The following is a 21,144-nucleotide window of genomic DNA, read 5'->3' as shown; positions in this document are numbered from 1 at the left end:
AGGAGCGAGGCTTGCCCGCGAAGAGGCCCGACCAGACACCACAAGACTCAACCCCAAAAAGGAAGTCCCCCATGACCAGCACCGCCCAGCACAGTCAGGTAGTCCAGAAGCAATTCGGTGAACAGGCTGCGGCCTACCTGAGCAGCGCCGTTCACGCTCAAGGCACCGAATTCGCTCTGCTACAGGCTGAAGTGGCAGGCAAGGGCGATGCCCGGGTGCTGGACCTGGGTTGTGGTGCCGGTCACGTGAGTTTTCAGGTGGCGTCGCTGGTGAAAGAAGTGGTGGCCTACGACCTGTCGCAGCAGATGCTTGACGTGGTGGCCGCCGCGGCTATCGATCGTGGCCTGAGCAACGTCTCTACGGTCAATGGCGCAGCCGAGCGCCTGCCGTTCGCCGACGGCGAGTTCGACTTCGTGTTCAGCCGTTACTCGGCCCACCACTGGAGCGATCTCGGTCTGGCCCTGCGGGAAGTGCGTCGGGTGTTGAAGCCGGGCGGCGTGGCGGCGTTCATCGACGTGTTGTCACCGGGTAGCCCTCTGTTCGACACTTACCTGCAAAGCGTCGAAGTGCTGCGCGACACCAGTCACGTGCGCGATTATTCCGCCGGCGAGTGGTTGCGTCAGGTCAGCGAAGCGGGGCTTCATACCCGCAGCACCAGCCGTCAACGCCTGCGCCTGGAGTACAACTCTTGGGTCGAGCGCATGCGCACACCGCAGGTGATGCGTGCGGCGATCCGCGAATTGCAGCAGTCGATGGGCAACGAAGTACGCGATTATTTTGAGATTGAGGCCGATGGTTCGTTCAGTACCGATGTGCTGGTGCTGATGGCCGAGCGATAAGCGACAAGAGCCAGCGATAGAATTTTTCCGGGCGCGCCTGCGGGCGCACCGACTGATGACATGAGGAAAGCATGAGCAAGCAGATTCTGATTCTCCCAGGCGACGGTATTGGTCCGGAAATCATGGCCGAAGCGGTCAAGGTGCTGGAAGTGGCCAACGACAAGTTCGCCCTGGGCTTCGAACTGAGCCACGACGTGATCGGTGGCGCCGCCATCGACAAGCACGGCGTGCCGCTGGCCGATGAAACCCTGGAACGCGCCCGCGCTGCCGATGCCGTGCTGCTGGGCGCCGTGGGCGGCCCGAAATGGGACACCATCGAGCGTGACATCCGTCCTGAGCGCGGTCTGCTGAAAATCCGTGCGCAACTGGGCCTGTTCGGCAACCTGCGTCCGGCGATCCTGTACCCGCAACTGGCCGAGGCTTCCAGCCTGAAGCCGGAAATCGTCTCCGGCCTGGACATCCTGATCGTTCGCGAGCTGACCGGCGGTATCTACTTCGGTGCGCCACGCGGCACCCGTACCCTGGAAAACGGCGAGCGCCAGTCCTACGACACCCTGCCGTACAGCGAAAGCGAAATCCGTCGCATCGCCCGTGTCGGTTTCGACATGGCCATGGTGCGCAACAAGAAGCTGTGCTCGGTGGACAAGGCCAACGTCCTGGCGTCCAGCCAGCTGTGGCGTGAAATCGTCGAGCAAGTGGCCAAGGACTACCCGGAAGTCGAACTGAGCCACATGTACGTCGACAACGCCGCCATGCAACTGGTGCGCGCGCCGAAGCAGTTCGACGTGATCGTCACCGACAACATGTTCGGCGACATCCTGTCCGACCAGGCCTCGATGCTCACCGGTTCCATCGGCATGCTGCCGTCGGCGTCCCTGGACACCAACAACAAGGGCATGTACGAGCCTTGCCACGGTTCCGCGCCGGACATCGCAGGCCAGGGCATCGCCAACCCGCTGGCGACCATTTTGTCGGTATCGATGATGCTGCGTTACAGCTTCAGCCAGCAGGCTGCGGCCGATGCCATCGAGAAAGCCGTCAGCCTGGTGCTGGATCAGGGCTTGCGCACGGGCGACATCTGGTCGACCGGTTGTACCAAAGTCGGTACGCAGCAAATGGGTGACGCAGTAGTCGCCGCGCTGCGGAATCTGTAATCTCTCGGGCCCGCTGCGATTTTCACCCCCGAAAGCAGCGGCCCACTTTTCAAGAAGGTGTAGTTGCGATGAAACGTGTAGGTCTGATCGGTTGGCGCGGTATGGTCGGTTCCGTGCTCATGCAGCGGATGCTGGAAGAGCAGGATTTCGATCTTATCGAGCCGGTGTTTTTCACCACTTCCAATGTCGGTGGCCAAGGCCCGTCCGTGGGCAAGGACATTGCTCCGCTCAAGGACGCTTACAGCATTGAAGAGCTGAAAACCCTTGACGTGATTCTGACCTGCCAGGGTGGCGACTACACCAGCGAAGTGTTCCCCAAGCTGCGCGAAGCCGGCTGGCAGGGTTACTGGATCGACGCCGCTTCCAGCCTGCGCATGCAGGATGACGCCGTCATCGTTCTGGATCCGGTCAACCGCAAGGTCATCGACCAGCAGCTGGACGCCGGTACCAAGAACTACATCGGCGGCAACTGCACCGTCAGCCTGATGCTGATGGGCCTGGGCGGTCTGTTCGAAGCCGGTCTGGTGGAGTGGATGAGCGCCATGACCTATCAGGCGGCCTCCGGTGCCGGCGCGCAGAACATGCGTGAGCTGATCAAGCAGATGGGTGCTACCCACGCGTCCGTCGCCGATCAACTGGCCGATCCTGCCAGCGCGATCCTCGACATCGACCGTCGTGTGGCCGAAACCATGCGTAGCGACGCGTACCCGACCGAAAACTTCGGCGTACCGCTGGCCGGCAGCCTGATCCCTTGGATCGACAAGGAATTGCCGAACGGCCAGAGCCGTGAAGAGTGGAAAGCCCAGGCCGAGACCAACAAGATCCTCGGTCGTTTCAAGAGCCCGATCCCGGTGGACGGCATCTGCGTACGTATCGGCGCCATGCGCTGCCACAGCCAGGCGCTGACCATCAAGCTGAACAAAGACGTGCCGATGGCCGATATCGAAGGTCTGATCAGCCAGCACAACCCTTGGGTCAAGCTGGTGCCGAACAACCGTGATGTCAGCATCCAGGAGCTGAGCCCGAACAAGGTCACCGGCACCCTGAACATCCCGGTTGGCCGTCTGCGCAAGCTGAACATGGGTTCGCAGTTCCTCGGCGCCTTCACCGTTGGCGACCAGCTGCTGTGGGGCGCGGCCGAACCGCTGCGTCGCATGCTGCGGATTCTGCTCGAGCGTTGATAGACTGAAGCCATGAAAGAACCCGCGCCTTGAGAGAGGTGCGGGTTTTTTTATTCCCACCCACCCGGTAAAGTGCCGCTCCCCCCGTTTCGCCAGAGGTAGAACCATGACCCAGTCCTTTGATATCGCCGTGATCGGCGCCACCGGTACTGTCGGCGAAACGCTGGTACAGATTCTCGACGAACGCGACTTTCCCGTCGGCAACCTGCACCTGCTGGCCAGCAGCGAATCCGCTGGCAGCTCGGTGCTGTTTCGCGGCAAGAACGTGCGGGTGCGGGAGGTCGATGAGTTCGACTTCGCCAAGGTGCAACTGGTGTTCTTCGCCGCCGGTCCGGCGGTAACCCTGAGTTTCGCTTCGCGCGCCACGGCGGCCGGTTGCTCGGTCATTGATCTGTCCGGCGCCTTGCAGGCCGATCAGGCGCCGCAGGTGGTGCCGGAAGCCAATGTCCAGGTGCTGGAAGGCCTGAAAAAGCCGTTCCTGCTCAGCAGTCCCAGCCCGTCGGCCACTACGCTGGCGGTGGTTCTCGCGCCATTGATGGGTTTGCTCGATTTGCAACGCATCAACCTGACGGCGAGCCTGGCGGTATCAACCCAAGGCCGCGAGGCCGTGACCGAGCTGGCGCGGCAGACCGCCGAACTGCTCAACATGCGTCCGCTGGAGCCGAAGTTCTTCGATCGACAGATGGCTTTCAACCTGCTGGCCGAAGTCGGCAAGCCGGACGAACAAGGCCACACACTGCTGGAAAAACGCCTGGTGCGTGAGCTGCGTCAGGTCATGGCACTGCCTTCCTTGAAGATTTCTGTCACTTGCATTCAAGCCCCGGTGTTTTTTGGCGATAGCTTTAGCGTGACTCTGCAATCGGCCGGCGAAATCGACCTGGCGAAAGTCAACGCTGCGCTGGAAGACGCACCCGGTATCGAACTGGTCGAAGCCGGCGATTATCCGACCCCGGTCGGGGATGCGGTAGGGCAGGATGTGGTCTACGTTGGTCGGGTGCGTCATGGTATCGACGACCCGTCGGAACTAAACCTGTGGCTGACGTCAGATAACGTACGCAAAGGCGCTGCGCTCAACGCTGTGCAGCTGGCCGAATTGTTGATAAAAGACAGGCTGTAAAAGATACTTGGCAACAATTTTTCGAATGGTTCCGGGGGGCGCATCTGCCTTGCGGCAGCGGCAATCAATACCTTCTCGCTGGCCGAGGAATGTTCAAACTAAGGATGAGCTATGGTTCAAGTTCGCAAACTGGTGTTAGCAATAGCGGCCGCCTCGGCGCTGTCCTCCGGTATGGCGCATGCCCTCGGGCTCGGGGAGCTGACCCTGAAGTCTGCGCAGAACCAGCCGCTGGTGGCGGAAATCGAGTTGCTCGACGTCAAGGAACTCACCGCTGCCGAAGTGGTGCCGAGCCTGGCTTCCCCTGAAGATTTCGCCAAGGCGGGCGTCGATCGGCAGGCGTTTCTCAATGACCTGACGTTCACCCCGGTGCTCAACCCCGGTGGCAAAAGCATCCTGCGGGTAACTTCCAGCAAGCCGCTGTCCGAACCGATGGTCAAATTCCTGGTTCAGGTGATGTGGCCAAACGGTCGTCTGCTGCGCGATTACAGCGTGCTGCTCGATCCGTCCAAATTCTCCCCGCAGACCGCTGAAGCGGCTGCGCAGCCGACGCCTCAGACCGGCACCACGCCGGTCACCGGTGCGACCAAGCCGACCCAGTACACCACCACGCCGCGCGATACCCTGTGGGAAATCGCGGCCAAGGCGCGTAATGGCGGTTCGATCCAGCAGACCATGCTGGCCATCCAGGCGCTGAACCCGGATGCGTTCATCGACGGCAACATCAACCGCATGAAAACCGGTCAGGTCCTGCGCCTGCCGGATCAGACTCAAAGCACCAGCCTGCCGCAACCCAAGGCGATCGCCGAAGTGGCCGCGCAGAACACCGCGTGGCGCCAGGGCCGTCGTTATGTAGCCAAGCCGGGCACGGGGCAACAGCAACTCGACGCCACCAACCGTGGCCGTGGTGACGCGCCGTCGACCCAGGCCGCTCGGGATAACCTCAGCCTGGTTTCTGCCCAGACCGGCGCCCGTGGCAAGGGACCGGCGGGTGATGCCAAGGCCTTGAGCAACAAGCTGGCGGTCACCCAGGAAAGCCTCGACACGACCCGTCGTGACAACGAGGAACTGAAAAGCCGCATGACCGATCTGCAAAGTCAGCTGGACAAGCTGCAGCGCCTGATCGAGCTGAAGAACAATCAATTGGCCAAGTTGCAGGCCGAAGGCGCCGCAGGTGCTCCGGCGGCCACGCCAGCCCTTGCCGCAGCGACGGCTCCGGCGATCTCCGCTGAACTGGCCGCCGCACCTGCGACAACGCCTGCCGAGCCAGCGCCAGCAACTCCGGCGCCAGCTGCAGTCGCGCCTGAGACTGCACCGGCTCCGGCCGAACAACCGGTGGAGCCGACACCGGCCGCCAATGACGAGCAGTCTTTCAACGAATTGCTGACCAATCCTTGGCTGTTGGGTCTTGCCGGCGGTGGGGTCGTGGTGGCAGCGCTGTTGCTGCTGTTGCTGGCTCGCCGTCGCAAGGCCCAGCAGGAAGCCGAGAAACACCTGCGCATGGCCCGTGCCCTGGCCGAGGAACAGGCGTTTTCCGCGGATCTCGATCTGCCGGAAAGCAGTTTCGAAGGCTTGGAAGTGCCGCCGCCAAGCGTGAAACTCGCTACCGCGCCGGCTCCAGAAGCTGCTCCAGCGCCAGCCCCCGCGCCGGTGGTTGCCCCGGTCGTGATGACCACGCCTATCGCCGCACCGTTGGTGGCACCTGCAGCCGAACGTTCCAGCGATGTGTTGGGCCAGGCTCAGTCGCACATCGACGCCGGTCGCCTGAACCAGGCCGCCGCGCTGCTGGAAGAGGGCGTCAAACTGGAGCCGCAGCGCAGTGATGTGCGCCTGAAGCTGATGGAAGTCTACGGGCAGCAGGGCGACCGCGACGCATTCGTCACCCAGGAGCGTCAGTTGGTGGCCAACGGCGATAACTACGCCCAGGTCGAAAAACTCAAGAGCCGCTTCCCGGCCATGGCCCTGGTCGCCGCCGGTGGTATCGCCGCTGCGGCCGCCGCAGCCGAGCTGGATGCGCAGTACGTCAAGGATCTGCTGCTGGACGAGCCGGAAGCTTCGGAAGAGCTGCCCCAAGAGCTGCCGCAAGAATCGCAGGAGCCGGCACCGCTCGATGACGATTTCGACAGCGCCTTCGATCTGAGCCTGGATGATCTGGACAACATCACCCCGGTTGCTGCGGAGCCTGAAGTTCCAGAAGCCGCTGCTCCCGAGGCCGTTGCACCCGCTTCAGAGCCCGAAGCGGCGACGCTGGACGAACTGGAAGATTTCCCGCTGGACGACGATCTGAGCTTTGATTCGGTCCTGCAGCAGCAGACTGAAATCCGCGAAAATCTCGACGACCTGTCGGAGTTCGATCTGGACATGGACCTTGGCGCCGAGCCTTCGCCGGCGATCCTGGCCGAAGACGATTTCCTGCTGAGTCTGGATGACGACGTCAAGGACCTGCCTGCTGCCGAAACCCCGGCTGCTTCGGCGGCTCCGGAAGTGACCCTGGATGACCTGGATCTGCCGGCTGATTTCGACTTGTCCCTGGCGGACGAGATGGAAACCCCAGCGGAGCCGGACGCGTTTGCTGCCGAGCTGGATGACGTCAACGCCGAACTGGATCGCCTGTCCCAGAGCATCAGCGAACCGACCTTCACCGTCGACGACGCCCTGGCGACAGTCAACGACGAGCCGGAATTCGATTTCCTGTCCGGCACCGACGAAGTCGCCACCAAGCTCGATCTGGCCCAGGCCTACATCGACATGGGCGACGAAGACGGCGCCCGCGACATCCTCAATGAGGTGGTGAACGAGGGTGACGCCGGTCAGAAGACCGAAGCCAAGGAAATGCTTTCGCGTCTGGCTTGAGTGGGTTGATGCAAGCAAAACGGCAGCCGGTGAGGCTGCCGTTTTTGTTTGTGCCGTTGGCTTGGGGGGTTCTGGCTGATCGCCTTCGCGGGCAAGCCTCGCTCCTACAGGATTTGTGGTTTACATGGATTTATGATCGACACAAAACCCTGTGGGAGCGAGGCTTGCCCGCGAAGAGGCCCTGATATCCACCACAAACCTCCAGCAGCATTACGCGCCACTGGCATCCCCGCCCCACGGCCTTATAATGCCCGCCTTTGCGTACATCAGCAGGCTGTCACTCCTTGGCAAATATAGATAACCCGGAAGCCGAAATGGCCGCCGAGGGCTTTTACCGGATCGCGCTGGGCGTTGAATACAAGGGCTCGCGCTATCGCGGCTGGCAGCGCCAGGCGTCCGGTGTGCTCACCGTGCAGGAAACCCTCGAAAACGCCCTGTCCAAAGTCGCCGACTCGCCGGTGTCGCTTTTGTGCGCCGGGCGTACCGATGCCGGCGTGCACGCCTGCGGGCAAGTGGTGCACTTCGATACTACGGTCGAGCGTTCGATGAAAGCCTGGGTGATGGGCGCCAACATCAACTTGCCCCACGACGTCAGCGTCAGCTGGGCCAAGGTCATGCCGGCGCATTTTCATGCGCGGTTCAAAGCCATCGCCCGGCGCTACCGCTATGTGATCTACAACGATCAGATCCGCCCGGCGCACCTGAACGAAGAAATCACCTGGAACCACCGTCCACTGGACGTCGAGCGCATGGCCGAGGCCGCGCAATACCTGGTGGGTACCCATGATTTCAGCGCTTTCCGTGCCGGCCAGTGCCAGGCCAAGTCGCCGATCAAGGAGCTGCACCACCTGCGTGTCACGCGTCACGGCAAGATGATCGTGCTGGATATTCGCGCCAGCGCCTTCCTGCACCACATGGTGCGTAACATTGCCGGTGTACTCATGACCATCGGGTCGGGCGAGCGTCCGGTGGAGTGGATGAAAGAGGTGCTGGACAGCCGTATCCGTCGTTCCGGCGGGGTCACGGCACATCCATTCGGCCTGTATCTGGTGCAGGTCGAGTACCGGGATGAGTTCGAGTTGCCCGAGCGTTTCATTGGGCCGCACTTCCTCACCGGTTTCTCCGAACTTGACGGCTGACGCCCTCCAGCGCTTTTGTTACCATCCGGGACTTTCTCGGATTTACCGTGAGGTTTTCTCGACATGTCAGCCGTTCGCAGCAAAATTTGCGGGATTACCCGCATAGAGGATGCGTTGGCGGCCGTCGAAGCCGGGGCCGATGCAATCGGGTTTGTGTTTTACGCCAAGAGCCCACGGGCTGTGACGTTCCAGCAGGCGCGCGCGATCATCCAGGCGTTGCCGCCGTTCGTCACCACCGTGGGTTTGTTCGTTAATGCCAGTCGCAGTGAGTTGGGGGAGATCCTCGACGCCGTACCGCTGGACCTGCTGCAGTTCCACGGCGATGAAAGCCTGGAGGAGTGCGAAAGCTGGCCCCGTCCGTACATCAAGGCATTGCGGGTCAAGGCCGGTGACGACATCGCCGCGGCCTGCGAGGCTTATCCGAGTGCGAGCGGTATCCTGCTCGACGCGTATGTCGAAGGAGTGCCCGGTGGAACCGGTGAAGCGTTCGACTGGTCTCTGATACCTCAGGGTTTGAACAAGCCGATTATCCTGGCCGGTGGCCTGACTCCACAGAACGTCGCCGAGGCGGTGGCGCGGGTCAAGCCTTACGCAGTGGATGTCAGTGGCGGGGTAGAGGCGAGCAAAGGTATCAAGGATCCCGAAAAGATTCGGGCATTCATCAAAGCGGTACGTGGTTGATGTGACGGCTGGCAGTCTGCCGCCGTCCATAACAGCACTTGCACAAAGCAGGCATGGCTGAGAGTTTTTTGGGTTGTACGCAGGTCACGTTCCCTGATCCGGCAACCCATCGATCATCGCCGCACACATGAATTTAGCTAAGGGCATACGCGGGGCTGCGAACAAGAGCGTTCGGGCCGCCGGTACTGGAGAAAGAAAGCATGAGCAACTGGTTAGTAGACAAACTGATCCCTTCGATCATGCGTTCCGAGGTCAAGAAGAGCTCGGTGCCTGAAGGTCTTTGGCACAAATGCCCGTCCTGCGAGGCTGTGCTGTACCGTCCGGAGCTGGAAAAGACCCTGGACGTTTGCCCCAAGTGCAACCACCACATGCGTATCGGCGCTCGCGCCCGTATCGACATTTTCCTCGACGCCGAAGGCCGTACCGAACTGGGTGCGGACCTGGAGCCGGTTGACCGTCTGAAATTCCGTGACGGCAAGAAGTACAAGGATCGTCTGACCGGTGCGCAGAAGCAGACCGGCGAAAAAGACGCTCTGGTTTCCATGAGCGGCACCTTGCTGGGCATGCCGATCGTGGTCTCGGCCTTCGAATTCTCCTTCATGGGTGGCTCGATGGGCGCCATCGTCGGCGAGCGCTTCGTGCGCGCTGCCAACTACGCCCTGGAAAAACGCTGCCCGATGGTCTGCTTCTCCGCCTCCGGTGGTGCGCGGATGCAGGAAGCGCTGATCTCCCTGATGCAAATGGCCAAGACCTCCGCGGTGCTGGCGCGTCTGCGTGAAGAAGGCATTCCGTTCATCTCCGTGCTGACCGACCCGGTCTACGGCGGTGTTTCTGCCAGTCTGGCGATGCTGGGCGACGTGATCGTCGGCGAGCCGAAAGCCCTGATCGGCTTTGCCGGCCCGCGCGTAATCGAGCAGACCGTGCGCGAAAAACTGCCGGAAGGCTTCCAGCGCAGCGAGTTCCTGCTGGAGCACGGTGCGATCGACCTGATCATTGATCGTCAGGAACTGCGTCCGCGTCTAGGCAATCTGCTGGCGCAAATGATGGGCCTGCCGACGCCGAAGTTCGTCGCTGCGCCAATCGAGAAAATCGTCGTTCCACCAGTGCCTGCCAACCTATGACCCAACGTACCCTTGGCGAGTGGCTCGCCTACCTTGAGCAGTTGCACCCTTCGGCCATCGACATGGGCCTTGAGCGCTCGCAACAGGTAGCGTCCCGCATGGGACTGGGCAGGCCGGCGCCAAGGGTGATTACGGTCACCGGCACCAACGGCAAGGGCTCTACCTGTGCGTTCGTGGCATCCCTGCTGCGCGCGCAGGGCCTGAAAGTCGGTGTCTACAACTCTCCGCACCTGCTGCGCTACAACGAGCGGGTGCAGGTCAACGGCGTCGAAGCCACTGACGCCGAGCTTTGCCAGGCCTTCGCTGCGGTGGAAGCGGGGCGTGGCGACACTTCCCTGACTTATTTCGAAATGGGCACCCTGGCGGCGTTCTGGCTGTTTCAGCAGTCCGGGCTCGATGCCGTGGTGCTGGAAGTCGGCCTGGGCGGGCGTCTGGATACAGTCAATGTGGTCGACGCCGACATGGCGCTGGTCACCAGCATTGGCGTCGATCACGCGGATTACCTGGGCAATACCCGTGAATCCGTGGCCTTCGAGAAGGCCGGCATCTTCCGCCAGGGCGCGCCTGCGCTCTGTGGCGACCTGAACCCTCCGCAACCCCTGCTGGATAAAGCGCGCGAGCTCAATTGCCCGTTTTTCCTGCGTGGGCGCGATTTCGACCTGGGTATCACCGATCACAACTGGCAATGGCGCGGTGTCGACGCCCAGGGCCAGGTGGTCGAGTTGCGCGATCTGCCGTTGCTCGATCTGCCGATGGAAAACGCCGCGCTGGCGTTGCAGGCTTACCGTCTGCTCGGGCTGCCTTGGGTCGAAGCGCAGATCATCCAGGCCTTGCAGGCGACGAAGGTGGTCGGTCGTCTCGATCGCCGTCAGTTCGATTGGCAGGGCAAGCGCCTGAATCTGCTGCTGGACGTGGGCCATAACCCTCATGCGGCCGAATATCTGGCCCGGCGCCTGGCCAGTCGTCCACCGGCAGGCAAGCGCCTGGCGGTGTTCGGATTGCTGGCGGACAAGGATCTGGATGGTGTAATCGATGAGTTGAGTGCTAGTGTCGAGCACTGGGCCGTTGCACCGCTGGATTCGCCACGGGCGCGACCGGTGGTCGAGTTGCACGAAGCGCTGGACAAGCGTGGTGCTTCGGTAACGTCCTACGACAGCGTGGCCGCCGCCCTGGAAGGGCAGTGCGCACAGGCGACGAGCGACGACGAGATTCTGTTGTTCGGATCATTTTATTGTGTCGCCGAGGCCCTGGATTGGCTGGCCCGGCGCTCCACGGAGGAAGCGGCAAATGGCATTGCTGGATAAAGCCTACAAACAGCGCATGGTCGGCGCTCTGGTCCTGGTGGCGCTGGCGGTGATTTTCCTGCCGATGCTGTTTTCCCGTCAGGATGAACAGCGTCACGTGACGGTCGAAGCCCCGGCTGCGCCGCAGGCGCCTGCCATGGCGCAGGTGCAGGTCCAGCCCGTGGTGGTGCCTGAACCGCAAGCCCTGCCTCAGGAACCGGTTCCGAGCGATGAAGACATCGCTCAGGACGTTCCGGCTGCGCCGTCTGCTCCGATCGTGCCTACGACCCCGGTTCCCACACCGGCCCCGGCACCTGTCGCCAAACCGGTCACGCCGCCGCCTGCTCCGGCTCCTGTCCCTGCACTGGCTGCCAAGCCTGCGACAGCACCTTCCCAGCCCATCACCGCAGCGCCGGGCAAACCGGACACCACGCAAAGCCGCGTCGACGCCAATGGCCTGTCGGTCAGCTGGTCGGTGCAACTGGCCAGCCTGTCCAATCGCGAAAGTGCGGAAAAGCTGCAGAAAACCCTGCGCAGCCAGGGTTACAACGCCTACATTCGTTCTGCCGACGGCAAGAACCGGGTGTTCGTGGGGCCGCTGATCGAGCGTGCCGAGGCCGATCGTCTGCGTGACTTGCTCAACCGCCAGCAGAATCTCAAGGGTTTTGTGGTGCGCTTTCAGCCAGAGCGTGGCTAAATCTATCGCAACGATTTGAAATGCACTGACAATCGCAGCTTACCGATCAGCATGGGCTCTGCTAAAATGCGCCGCCTTATCCGTCTGTAGGCTGCACTGTGCCATTTACCTGGGTTGACTGGGCGATCGTTGCAATCGTCGCCATCTCCGCATTGATCAGTCTGAGCCGCGGCTTCGTCAAAGAAGCACTGTCGCTGGTGACCTGGATCATCGCAGGAGTCGTAGCCTGGATGTTCGGTGGCTCATTGTCCGAGTACCTCGGCGGTTATATCCAGACACCTTCGGCTCGCGTGATCGCGGGCTGCGCCATCATGTTTGTCGCCACCCTTGTGGTAGGCGCAATGATCAATTATCTGATCGGCGAATTGGTACGCGTCACCGGGCTATCCGGGACCGATCGATTCCTCGGCATGGCCTTCGGCGCCGCACGTGGCGGCTTGCTGGTGGTCGTGGCGGTCGGGCTCTTGAGCCTGGGTCCGGTCCAGCATGACGAGTGGTGGATTCAATCCCAGCTCGTTCCAAAGTTTCTATTGGTCGCAGACTGGTCCAAAAACCTGATCCTCGGGTGGAGCAGTCAGTGGCTTGCCAGCGGAATCAGCGTACCCGCTGATATTCCGTTCAAGGAGCAACTCTTGCCGACGGTCAAAACGCCTCAGTGAGTGTTGTTCAGTTCAGATCCATTAAGTAGGGGTTGCGTCGCATGTGTGGCATCGTCGGTATCGTCGGTAAGTCGAACGTCAATCAGGCGCTGTATGACGCGCTAACCGTCCTCCAGCACCGCGGCCAGGACGCTGCCGGTATCGTGACCAGCCATGACGGCCGGTTATTCCTGCGCAAGGATAATGGCCTGGTGCGTGACGTGTTCCAGCAGCGTCACATGCAGCGCCTGGTCGGCCACATGGGCATCGGCCACGTGCGCTACCCAACCGCGGGCAGCTCGACTTCGGCCGAAGCTCAACCGTTTTACGTCAACTCGCCTTACGGCATCACCCTGGCGCACAACGGCAACCTGACCAACGTTGAACAGTTGGCCAAGGAGATTTACGAATCCGACCTGCGCCACGTCAACACCAGTTCCGACTCGGAAGTGCTGCTCAACGTGTTCGCCCACGAACTGGCCCAGCGCGGCAAGTTGCAGCCAACCGAAGAAGACGTGTTCGCCGCCGTGACCGACGTGCACAACCGCTGCGTCGGTGGCTACGCGGTCGTTGCGATGATCACCGGCTACGGCATCGTCGGTTTCCGCGACCCGCACGGCATCCGCCCGATCGTGTTCGGCCAGCGTCACACCGACGAAGGCGTCGAGTACATGATTGCGTCCGAAAGCGTTTCCCTGGACGTGCTCGGCTTCACCCTGATTCGCGACCTGGCTCCGGGCGAAGCGGTCTACATCACTGAAGATGGCAAGCTGCACACCCGTCAGTGCGCGACCAACCCGTCCCTGACCCCATGCATCTTCGAACACGTCTACCTGGCACGTCCGGACTCGATCATCGACGGCGTGTCGGTGTACAAGGCCCGTCTGCGCATGGGCGAGAAACTTGCCGAGAAGATCCAGCGCGAGCGTCCTGATCACGATATCGACGTGGTCATTCCGATCCCGGACACCAGCCGCACCGCGGCCCTGGAGCTGGCGAACCACCTGGGCGTGAAATTCCGCGAAGGCTTCGTGAAGAACCGCTACATCGGCCGTACCTTCATCATGCCGGGCCAGGCCGCACGGAAAAAATCCGTACGCCAGAAGCTCAACGCGATCGAACTGGAATTCCGCGGCAAGAACGTGATGCTGGTGGACGACTCCATCGTTCGCGGCACCACCTGCAAGCAGATCATCCAGATGGCCCGTGAAGCCGGCGCGAAGAACGTTTACTTCTGCTCCGCGGCACCTGCCGTGCGCTTCCCGAACGTCTACGGCATCGACATGCCGAGCGCCCACGAGTTGATCGCGCACAACCGTTCGACCCAGGACGTGGCCGACCTGATCGGCGCCGACTGGCTGGTCTATCAGGATCTGCCTGACTTGATCGAAGCGGTCGGCGGCGGCAAGATCAAGATCGACAAGTTCGATTGCGCGGTGTTCGACGGCCAGTACGTGACCGGCGACGTCGACGAGGCTTACCTGAACAAGATCGAGCAGGCGCGTAACGATGCCTCGAAGGTCAAGACCCAGGCGGTCAGCGCGATCATCGATCTGTACAACAACTGAGTTAATACCGGCCCTGAGGGGCCGGTTTTGTATCTATCTCCAAAGAACAGGGCAAGGAGTCACAGCATGAGTCAGGAATGGGATGCGGGTCGGTTGGACAGCGACCTCGAAGGTGTAGCGTTCGATACCCTGGCCGTACGTGCCGGTCAGCACCGTACGCCGGAAGGCGAACACGGTGATCCGATGTTCTTCACCTCAAGTTATGTATTCCGCACCGCTGGCGACGCGGCCGCGCGTTTTGCCGGCGAAGTGCCGGGCAACGTTTACTCGCGCTACACCAACCCGACCGTGCGGGCGTTCGAAGAACGTATTGCCGCGCTGGAAGGTGCCGAGCAAGCGGTGGCCACGGCCACCGGTATGGCGGCAATCATGGCGGTAGTGATGAGCCTGTGCAGTGCCGGCGACCACGTATTGGTTTCACGCAGTGTGTTCGGCTCGACCATCAGCCTGTTCGAGAAGTACTTCAAGCGTTTTGGCGTGGAAGTCGATTACGTGGCTCTGGCGGACCTGTCCGGCTGGGACGCGGCGATCAAGCCGAACACCAAACTGCTGTTCGTCGAATCGCCCTCCAACCCGCTGGCCGAGCTGGTGGACATCGCCGAGCTTTCGAAAATCGCCCACGCCAAGGGCGCGATGCTGGTGGTCGACAACTGCTTCTGCACCCCGGCGCTGCAACAGCCGCTGAAGCTGGGCGCGGACATTGTCGTGCATTCGGCCACCAAGTTCATCGACGGCCAGGGTCGCTGCATGGGCGGTGTGGTTGCCGGTCGCGGCGAGCAAATGAAAGAGGTGGTCGGCTTCCTGCGGACCGCCGGTCCGACCTTGAGCCCGTTCAACGCCTGGATCTTCCTCAAGGGCCTGGAAACTCTGAACCTGCGGATGAAGGCGCACTGCGCCAACGCCCAGGAGCTGGCCGAGTGGCTGGAGCAGCAGGATGGCATCGAGAAGGTTCACTACGCCGGTCTCAAGAGCCATCCGCAGCACGAACTGGCGCTGCGTCAGCAGAAAGGTTTCGGCGCGGTGGTGAGTTTCGAGGTCAAGGGCGGCAAAGAGGGCGCCTGGCGCTTCATCGATGCAACCCGACTGATTTCGATCACCGCCAACCTGGGCGACAGCAAGACCACCATCACCCACCCGAGCACCACCTCCCACGGCCGTCTGGCGCCGCAAGAACGTGAAGCAGCGGGCATTCGTGACAGCCTGATCCGTATCGCGGTGGGCCTGGAAGACGTGGCGGATCTGCAAGCCGACCTGTCGCGCGGCCTGGCGGCATTGTGATCGAACTGTCTGCATCGGCCAGCACCAATGGACGCGTAGCGCTGGTCACCGGCGCTGCGCGGGGCATCGGTCTGGGCATCGCCGCATGGCTGATCAGCGAAGGCTGGCAGGTCGTGTTGACGGACCTGGACCGGGCGCGCGGTTCGAAAGTGGCGAAGGTGCTGGGCGAAAACGCCTGGTTCATCGCCATGGACGTCGCGAACGAAGGGCAGGTGGCGTTGGGTGTCGCCGAAGTGCTCGGCCAGTTCGGGCGCCTGGATGCGCTGGTGTGCAACGCGGCCGTGGCCGATCCGCACAACATCACCCTGGAAAGCCTCGATCTGGATTACTGGAATCGGGTGCTGGCGGTCAATCTCAGCGGGCCGATGCTGTTGGCCAAGCACTGTGCGCCGTACCTGCGGGCTCATAGCGGGGCGATCGTCAACCTGGCCTCGACCCGCGCCATGCAGTCTGAACCCGACACCGAGGCGTATGCGGCGAGCAAGGGCGGCCTGCTGGCCCTGACTCACGCGCTGGCCATCAGTCTGGGGCCGGAGATTCGCGTCAATGCCGTGAGCCCGGGCTGGATCGATACTCGCGATCCCTCGGTGCGCCGCGCCGAACCGCTGACCGATGCCGATCATGCCCAGCATCCGGCGGGCAGGGTAGGGACGGTCGAGGATGTCGCGTCGATGGTGGCGTGGCTGCTGTCGAAGAATGCCGGGTTCGTCACGGGGCAGGAATTTGTGGTGGACGGTGGCATGTCCAAGAAGATGATTTACAGCGAATAAGCACCCGGCATTGATGTTGAATGTGCCGCCGTCTTCGCGAGCAAGCCCGCTCCCACAGTTGATTTGCGTCGAGCCTGGAACTGATGCTCAGCGCGGAACCCTGTGGGAGCGGGCTTGCTCGCGAAAGCGGTCCATCTGCAAATGACGTGTTTTTGTCTTTTTTAGAAAAACTTCAATCCTGCTATTGACTTAGGTTCGCTACCTGCGTAAATTTCGCGGCCTCGGAGATGCAAACGGGTGATTAGCTCAGCTGGGAGAGCGTCTGCCTTACAAGCAGAATGTCGGCGGTTCGATCCCGTCATCACCCACCACTCCCGAGAGTCTTGCGAAAGCAAGATGGAAGCTGAAAAGCCTCCACCGACGCGCAGCGGTAGTTCAGTCGGTTAGAATACCGGCCTGTCACGCCGGGGGTCGCGGGTTCGAGTCCCGTCCGCTGCGCCATATTTTACGAATCGGTTGATTCCGGTTCGCGATTGAAAAGCACCGAAGCTTTCGATCAAACGAGTTACCTGGACGCAAGTCCACAGCGATACGCAGCGGTAGTTCAGTCGGTTAGAATACCGGCCTGTCACGCCGGGGGTCGCGGGTTCGAGTCCCGTCCGCTGCGCCATATCTGCCTCAAGGACCACTGAACGCCTTGAAGCTACGAAGAAAGCCATCAGCGCTTGATTCGGATCGATAGCAAAGACCCTGGTCGAAAGACCGGGGTTTTTTGTTTTTGCAATTCGGATTTCCCCTCCGCCTGATCCAACCCCAAAAAATCTTTCTGCGCATCCGCCACACAAAGCGCTTGGTTCGCCGCTGCGATATTAATTAGAATCACTCTCATTTACAGCTCCTGGCACAGGGTTAGAAAAGATGAGTGATGCAGCGATGCCGAAGGAGCAAACCCTCCACGATCTGTACCGCGATCACCGTGGCTGGCTGGAAAACTGGCTGCGTCGACGCATGGGCAATGCATGCGATGCGGCGGACCTCAGCCAGGACACCTTCCTGCGCTTGCTCGCCAGCTCCCAATGCATCGCTGATCTGCATGAGCCCCGTGCCTATCTGCTGACCGTAGGCAAACGCCTGCTGAGCAACTTCTATAAACGCCGCAGCCTGGAACAGGCCTATCTCGAAGCCCTGGCCTCGCTTCCCGAGGACTGCGTGCCATCCCCCGAGCAGCGCTGGATACTGCTGGAAACCCTGCAAGCCCTGGATGAATTGCTCGACGGATTGCCGAGAGCAGTGCGCCGGGCGTTTCTCTGGAGCCAGCTCGAAGGCCTGAGCTATCAACAGATCGCCGAACGCCTGCAGGTGTCCGAACGCACGATCAAGCGCTACATGGCGCAAGCCTACGAGCATTGCCTGCTGGTGGATCTGTGAGCAGTCCGGCCCCTGACGCTCGTCAGGCCGTTCGCGCCGCCGCGCAATGGTTGGCGTTGCTGGAATCCGGTGGTGCCACCGAGCAGGATCGCGCCAACCTGCAACGCTGGCGCGAAACCCATTCCAGTCATGAGCAGGCCTGGCAGAAGGCGCAGGCTTTGCGTCAGCGTTTTTCCGATCTTCCTTCCGCGTTGGCCCTGAGCACCCTCGACCGTCCCGATCCGTCGCGGCGTGTGGTACTCAAGCGCGCGCTCGGCGCGGTGGCCCTGGTGCCGGCAGCCTGGCTGATCAGCCGGCAATTGCCGCTGGACGTCTGGCGTGCCGATCTGCACACCGCGACAGGTGAGCGCAAAACGGTGCAACTGGCCGACGGCAGTTCGCTGCAGCTCAACACCGGCAGCGCCGTCGATGTGGATCTGCCGAACCATCGGCTGAAGCTCGTGGAGGGCGAAATCTCGCTCAAGGTGCCTGGCGTTTCAGCGCTGACCATCCAGACCCGTTTCGGCCAGGTGATCGTCAGCCAGAGCGAAGTCTGTGTCCGCCAGGATGCTCACAGCTGCCGGGTTTCGGTGTTCCAGGGTGTCGTGCAGTTGCAGTCGTTGCAGGGCGGGGCATTGACGCTCAAGGCAGGTGAGCGGATTGGCCTGCAGGCAAAGGGCGCGTCAACCGTGGAAGCCTTTGACGTATCGCAACCCGGTTGGCGCGAGGGCGTGTTGATGGCCAGTAACCAGCTTCTGGGGGATTTCCTGCGCGAACTCGATATGTACCGACCGGGCGTCCTGCGCTGGTCGCCGGAGCTCGAGGCGCTGCGGGTGACCGGCAGTTTCCGCGTGGATGACACCGACCGAGTCCTCGCGCTGCTCGCGGCCAGCCTGCCGCTGGAGGTGCAAATGCGCACCCGCTATTGGGTGACGTTGGTGCCGCGCGAAAATAATGTCTGAAGCCTGTCCCCTTTTTTTGGCTCGCTTGTCATTCAAGGCAACTGAACGAACAAGAGAGCTTTTTCAATGCCCGCAGTAAAGCCTTCATCTCCGCGCCAGGCATCGTCCGCTGTGCGTCCTCTGTTACGCCTGAGCCTGCTGTTGAGCCTCAGCGCCAGTCCGCTTTTCATGGGCAATGCCTGGGCCGAAGACGCCGCTCGCCGCAGCTATCAGGTGCCCGCCGGTAGCCTGAGCGATGCGCTGACCCGATTCGCCGGCCTGGCCGGGGTCAATCTGTCGGTCGACCCGGCGCTGGTCAGCGGTCGCAGCAGTGCCGGCCTGTCCGGTGACTTTGGCGTGGAGGAGGGCTTTGCCCGCCTGTTGCACAATTCCGGCCTGCAATTGCAGGCGGTGGGCGATCAGGCGTACATCCTGATTCCGGCGCCCATGGGCAGCAGCCTGCAATTGGGGGCGACCTCGATTCTCGGCGCGATCGATACCGAGCACGGCGATCCCTATGCCGGCGGCCAGGTCGCGCGCCGCGGTTCCCAGGGGTTGCTGGGCTCGCAGGACTTCATGGAAACGCCGTTCAGCATGACCACCTACACCAGCGAGGCGATTGAAAACCTGCAGGCACGGACTCTCGGTGACCTGATCGCCAGCGATCCTTCGGTTCGCGCGACCAACCCGGCGGGCGGGCGTTATGAGCAATTCACCATTCGCGGGCTCAGCCTGTTCAACAGCGATGTTTCCTACAATGGTCTGTACGGCGTCCTGCCGACTTACACGATCGACATGGAAATGGCCGACCGCGTCGACATCCTCAAAGGCCCCGGCCAGCTGATCAACGGCATCTCGCCCCGGGGCAGCGTGGGCGGCGGAATCAACGTGGTGGCCAAGCGTGCGACCGATGCGCCGATCACCTCGTTTACCGGTGATTACGCCTCCAACAATCAGCTGGGCGGTGCGGTGGATGTTGGCCGGCGTTTCGGCGAGGACAACAAATTCGGTCTGCGTTTCAACGGCGTAAAACAGTCGGGCGATACCGAATGGGATCACCAGAGCGTCGACCGCGAGATGGCCGTGCTGGGTCTGGATTTTCGCGGTGATCGCCTGCGCCTCTCGACCGATATCGGCCACACCGAGCGCGACACCGATGCACCGCAGGAAAGGGTGCAGGTCGGCGCCAATGCGCAGGTGCCCCATGCCAGCGATGTGCGCCACAACTACGCGCAGCCCTGGAGCAAGGCGCGGACCGAAGATACGTTCGGCACGGTGAATGGCGAGTTTGATGTCACCGATTCCGTGATGCTCTACGGCGGTGTCGGCGCGCGCAAAAGCAATCATGACTTCCTCCGGCACGCGGTTTCCGTCACGAACAATGCCGGCGATTTCAGCGTCCTGCCCCGGGATTTCACCCGCGACGAAAATGTCCGCACGGCCACGGCCGGGGTGCGCAACTGGTTCCACACCGGGCCTGTGAGCCATCAGGTCAATCTGGCCGCCAGCTATTTCTACATGGACTTCGAAAACGGCGGCGCTCGTTATGCCGCAGCGCCCAGCAACCTTTACAACCCCGTGGAAACGCCGACACCGGTACGAGCCACGCGCCAGGATGCGAAGGTCTACACCGAAAACCGCTTCAGCAGCGTGGCGCTGTCCGATACCCTGGGTTTCTTCGATGATCGCGTGCTGCTGACCCTGGGTGGTCGCTGGCAACGAGTGAAGGTCGACGACTGGTCGGACGGCGTGAAAGGCGACACCGCTTACGACGAGGAAAAATTCTCGCCATCGGGCGGCATCCTGTTCAAGGCCACCGACAAGCTGTCGCTGTACGCCAACTACATGGAAGGCTTGAGCCAGGGCAAGATCGCGCCGTCGACCTCGGTGAACGAGGACGAGATTTTCCCGCCGTTCATCAGCCGTCAGGTGGAGGTCGGCGCCAAGTACGACGCCGGTCCGTTTGCGGTGACGGCCGCGGTGTTTCGCATCAAACAGCCCGCCTACGAAACCAACGCGACCACGCGGGTCTTCGGTCCCAATGGCAAGCGTCAGAACGATGGGGTGGAGCTGACAGTTTTCGGTGAACCGCTCAAGGGCGTGCGTCTGCTCGGCGGTGTGATGTACATCGACAGCGAACTGACCAACACCACCAATGGCACCTTCGACGGCAACCGCGCACCGGCGACGCCCAAGTACAACGTCAACCTGGGCGCGGAGTGGGATGTGCCGAGCGTGGAAGGGCTGACGCTGACCAGTCGCGGCATGTATTCCAGCTCGCAGTATCTGGATCAGTCCAACGACAAGGAAATCGATTCGTGGGAGCGTTTCGACGTGGGCGCGCGCTATGCGTTCCGGGTCGACGAAAAGACCATCACCGTGCGCGCCAACGTCGAGAACGTGGCGGACAAGCGCTACTGGAGTTCGGCGGGGGCGTCGGATGACAGTGAACCGGGGTTGACGCTGGCGACGCCGCGGACCTATTTGCTGTCGGCGACCGTGGATTTCTGATGGCCTTTTGCTGACTGATCTGACGCCAT

Annotated in this window: 18 protein-coding genes and 3 tRNA genes; 20 read left to right on the top strand and 1 reads right to left on the bottom strand. The window is 61.9% G+C overall.

What is annotated here, in order from left to right; all coding sequences use genetic code 11:
* The first annotated feature begins 71 nt into the window (after positions 1-71).
* The 17 genes from K9857_RS05035 to K9857_RS04955 all read left to right on the top strand — a co-directional run bounded on the left by K9857_RS05035 (position 72) and on the right by K9857_RS04955 (position 16,926).
* A complete protein-coding gene (locus K9857_RS05035; protein WP_224533756.1) occupies positions 72-839 on the top strand; it encodes a class I SAM-dependent methyltransferase in 768 nt (255 codons plus the stop codon).
* Positions 840-910: 71 nt separating this feature from the next.
* The gene (gene leuB / locus K9857_RS05030) at positions 911-1,993 is read left to right on the top strand and encodes a 3-isopropylmalate dehydrogenase (protein WP_224533755.1); all 1,083 of its coding nucleotides are present in this window, start codon (positions 911-913) and stop codon (positions 1,991-1,993) included.
* Positions 1,994-2,061: 68 nt separating this feature from the next.
* Positions 2,062-3,174, top strand: a complete 1,113-nt coding sequence (gene asd, locus K9857_RS05025; RefSeq protein WP_175377544.1) for an aspartate-semialdehyde dehydrogenase — start codon at positions 2,062-2,064, stop codon at positions 3,172-3,174.
* 106 nt (positions 3,175-3,280) lie between these two features.
* A complete protein-coding gene (locus K9857_RS05020; RefSeq protein ID WP_224533754.1) occupies positions 3,281-4,291 on the top strand; it encodes an aspartate-semialdehyde dehydrogenase in 1,011 nt (336 codons plus the stop codon).
* 111 nt (positions 4,292-4,402) lie between these two features.
* Positions 4,403-7,141 carry a FimV/HubP family polar landmark protein gene (locus K9857_RS05015; protein ID WP_224533753.1) on the top strand — a complete coding sequence of 913 codons (2,739 nt, stop codon included), beginning with the start codon at positions 4,403-4,405 and terminating at the stop codon, positions 7,139-7,141.
* A gap of 314 nt (positions 7,142-7,455) precedes the next feature.
* A complete protein-coding gene (gene truA, locus K9857_RS05010) occupies positions 7,456-8,280 on the top strand; it encodes a tRNA pseudouridine(38-40) synthase TruA (protein ID WP_224533758.1) in 825 nt (274 codons plus the stop codon).
* Positions 8,281-8,343: 63 nt separating this feature from the next.
* The gene (locus K9857_RS05005; RefSeq protein ID WP_224533752.1) at positions 8,344-8,961 is read left to right on the top strand and encodes a phosphoribosylanthranilate isomerase; all 618 of its coding nucleotides are present in this window, start codon (positions 8,344-8,346) and stop codon (positions 8,959-8,961) included.
* Between the two features lie 200 nt (positions 8,962-9,161).
* The gene (gene accD / locus K9857_RS05000; RefSeq protein WP_224533751.1) at positions 9,162-10,082 is read left to right on the top strand and encodes an acetyl-CoA carboxylase, carboxyltransferase subunit beta; all 921 of its coding nucleotides are present in this window, start codon (positions 9,162-9,164) and stop codon (positions 10,080-10,082) included.
* Complete coding sequence (gene folC / locus K9857_RS04995; protein ID WP_224533750.1) at positions 10,079-11,386, top strand: bifunctional tetrahydrofolate synthase/dihydrofolate synthase; 1,308 nt, start codon at positions 10,079-10,081, stop codon at positions 11,384-11,386. Before accD ends, folC begins: the two co-directional genes overlap by 4 nt.
* Complete coding sequence (locus tag K9857_RS04990; protein ID WP_224533749.1) at positions 11,370-12,062, top strand: SPOR domain-containing protein; 693 nt, start codon at positions 11,370-11,372, stop codon at positions 12,060-12,062. The genes folC and K9857_RS04990 overlap by 17 nt, the downstream gene beginning before the upstream one ends.
* 98 nt (positions 12,063-12,160) lie before the next feature.
* Complete coding sequence (locus K9857_RS04985) at positions 12,161-12,721, top strand: CvpA family protein (RefSeq protein WP_224533748.1); 561 nt, start codon at positions 12,161-12,163, stop codon at positions 12,719-12,721.
* Between the two features lie 41 nt (positions 12,722-12,762).
* Positions 12,763-14,268 (top strand): amidophosphoribosyltransferase, encoded by a 1,506-nt coding sequence (gene purF, locus K9857_RS04980; protein WP_175377536.1) that lies wholly within the window; start codon positions 12,763-12,765, stop codon positions 14,266-14,268.
* Positions 14,269-14,334: 66 nt separating this feature from the next.
* A complete protein-coding gene (locus K9857_RS04975) occupies positions 14,335-15,546 on the top strand; it encodes an O-succinylhomoserine sulfhydrylase (RefSeq protein ID WP_224533747.1) in 1,212 nt (403 codons plus the stop codon).
* Between the two features lie 5 nt (positions 15,547-15,551).
* A complete protein-coding gene (locus tag K9857_RS04970) occupies positions 15,552-16,316 on the top strand; it encodes an SDR family oxidoreductase (protein WP_263487779.1) in 765 nt (254 codons plus the stop codon).
* 235 nt (positions 16,317-16,551) lie between these two features.
* Positions 16,552-16,627 (top strand) — tRNA-Val (locus K9857_RS04965).
* A 53-nt stretch (positions 16,628-16,680) separates the two neighbouring features.
* Positions 16,681-16,757: transfer RNA gene (locus tag K9857_RS04960), tRNA-Asp, on the top strand.
* A 92-nt stretch (positions 16,758-16,849) separates the two neighbouring features.
* Positions 16,850-16,926 (top strand) — tRNA-Asp (locus K9857_RS04955).
* 48 nt (positions 16,927-16,974) lie between these two features.
* On the opposite strand, the gene K9857_RS04950 is transcribed toward K9857_RS04955, so the two are convergent.
* A complete protein-coding gene (locus K9857_RS04950) occupies positions 16,975-17,145 on the bottom strand; it encodes a hypothetical protein (protein WP_224533745.1) in 171 nt (56 codons plus the stop codon).
* Positions 17,146-17,174: 29 nt separating this feature from the next.
* Here K9857_RS04950 and K9857_RS04945 point away from each other — a divergent pair, with 29 nt between their 5' ends.
* The 3 genes from K9857_RS04945 (at position 17,175) to K9857_RS04935 (ending at position 21,115) form a co-directional block, all read left to right on the top strand.
* The gene (locus K9857_RS04945; protein ID WP_224533744.1) at positions 17,175-17,684 is read left to right on the top strand and encodes a sigma-70 family RNA polymerase sigma factor; all 510 of its coding nucleotides are present in this window, start codon (positions 17,175-17,177) and stop codon (positions 17,682-17,684) included.
* Positions 17,681-18,625 carry a FecR domain-containing protein gene (locus tag K9857_RS04940; RefSeq protein ID WP_224533743.1) on the top strand — a complete coding sequence of 315 codons (945 nt, stop codon included), beginning with the start codon at positions 17,681-17,683 and terminating at the stop codon, positions 18,623-18,625. Before K9857_RS04945 ends, K9857_RS04940 begins: the two co-directional genes overlap by 4 nt.
* 66 nt (positions 18,626-18,691) lie before the next feature.
* Entirely contained in the window at positions 18,692-21,115 is a 2,424-nt protein-coding gene (locus tag K9857_RS04935; RefSeq protein ID WP_224533742.1) for a TonB-dependent receptor, read from the top strand.
* The last annotated feature ends 29 nt before the right edge of the window (positions 21,116-21,144 follow it).

The organism is Pseudomonas sp. REP124 (assembly GCF_020164475.1).
Classification (GTDB): Bacteria; Pseudomonadota; Gammaproteobacteria; order Pseudomonadales; family Pseudomonadaceae; genus Aquipseudomonas.
Note: the sequence above shows the minus strand (reverse complement) of the source record. Positions and strands in the feature narration are given on the sequence as shown.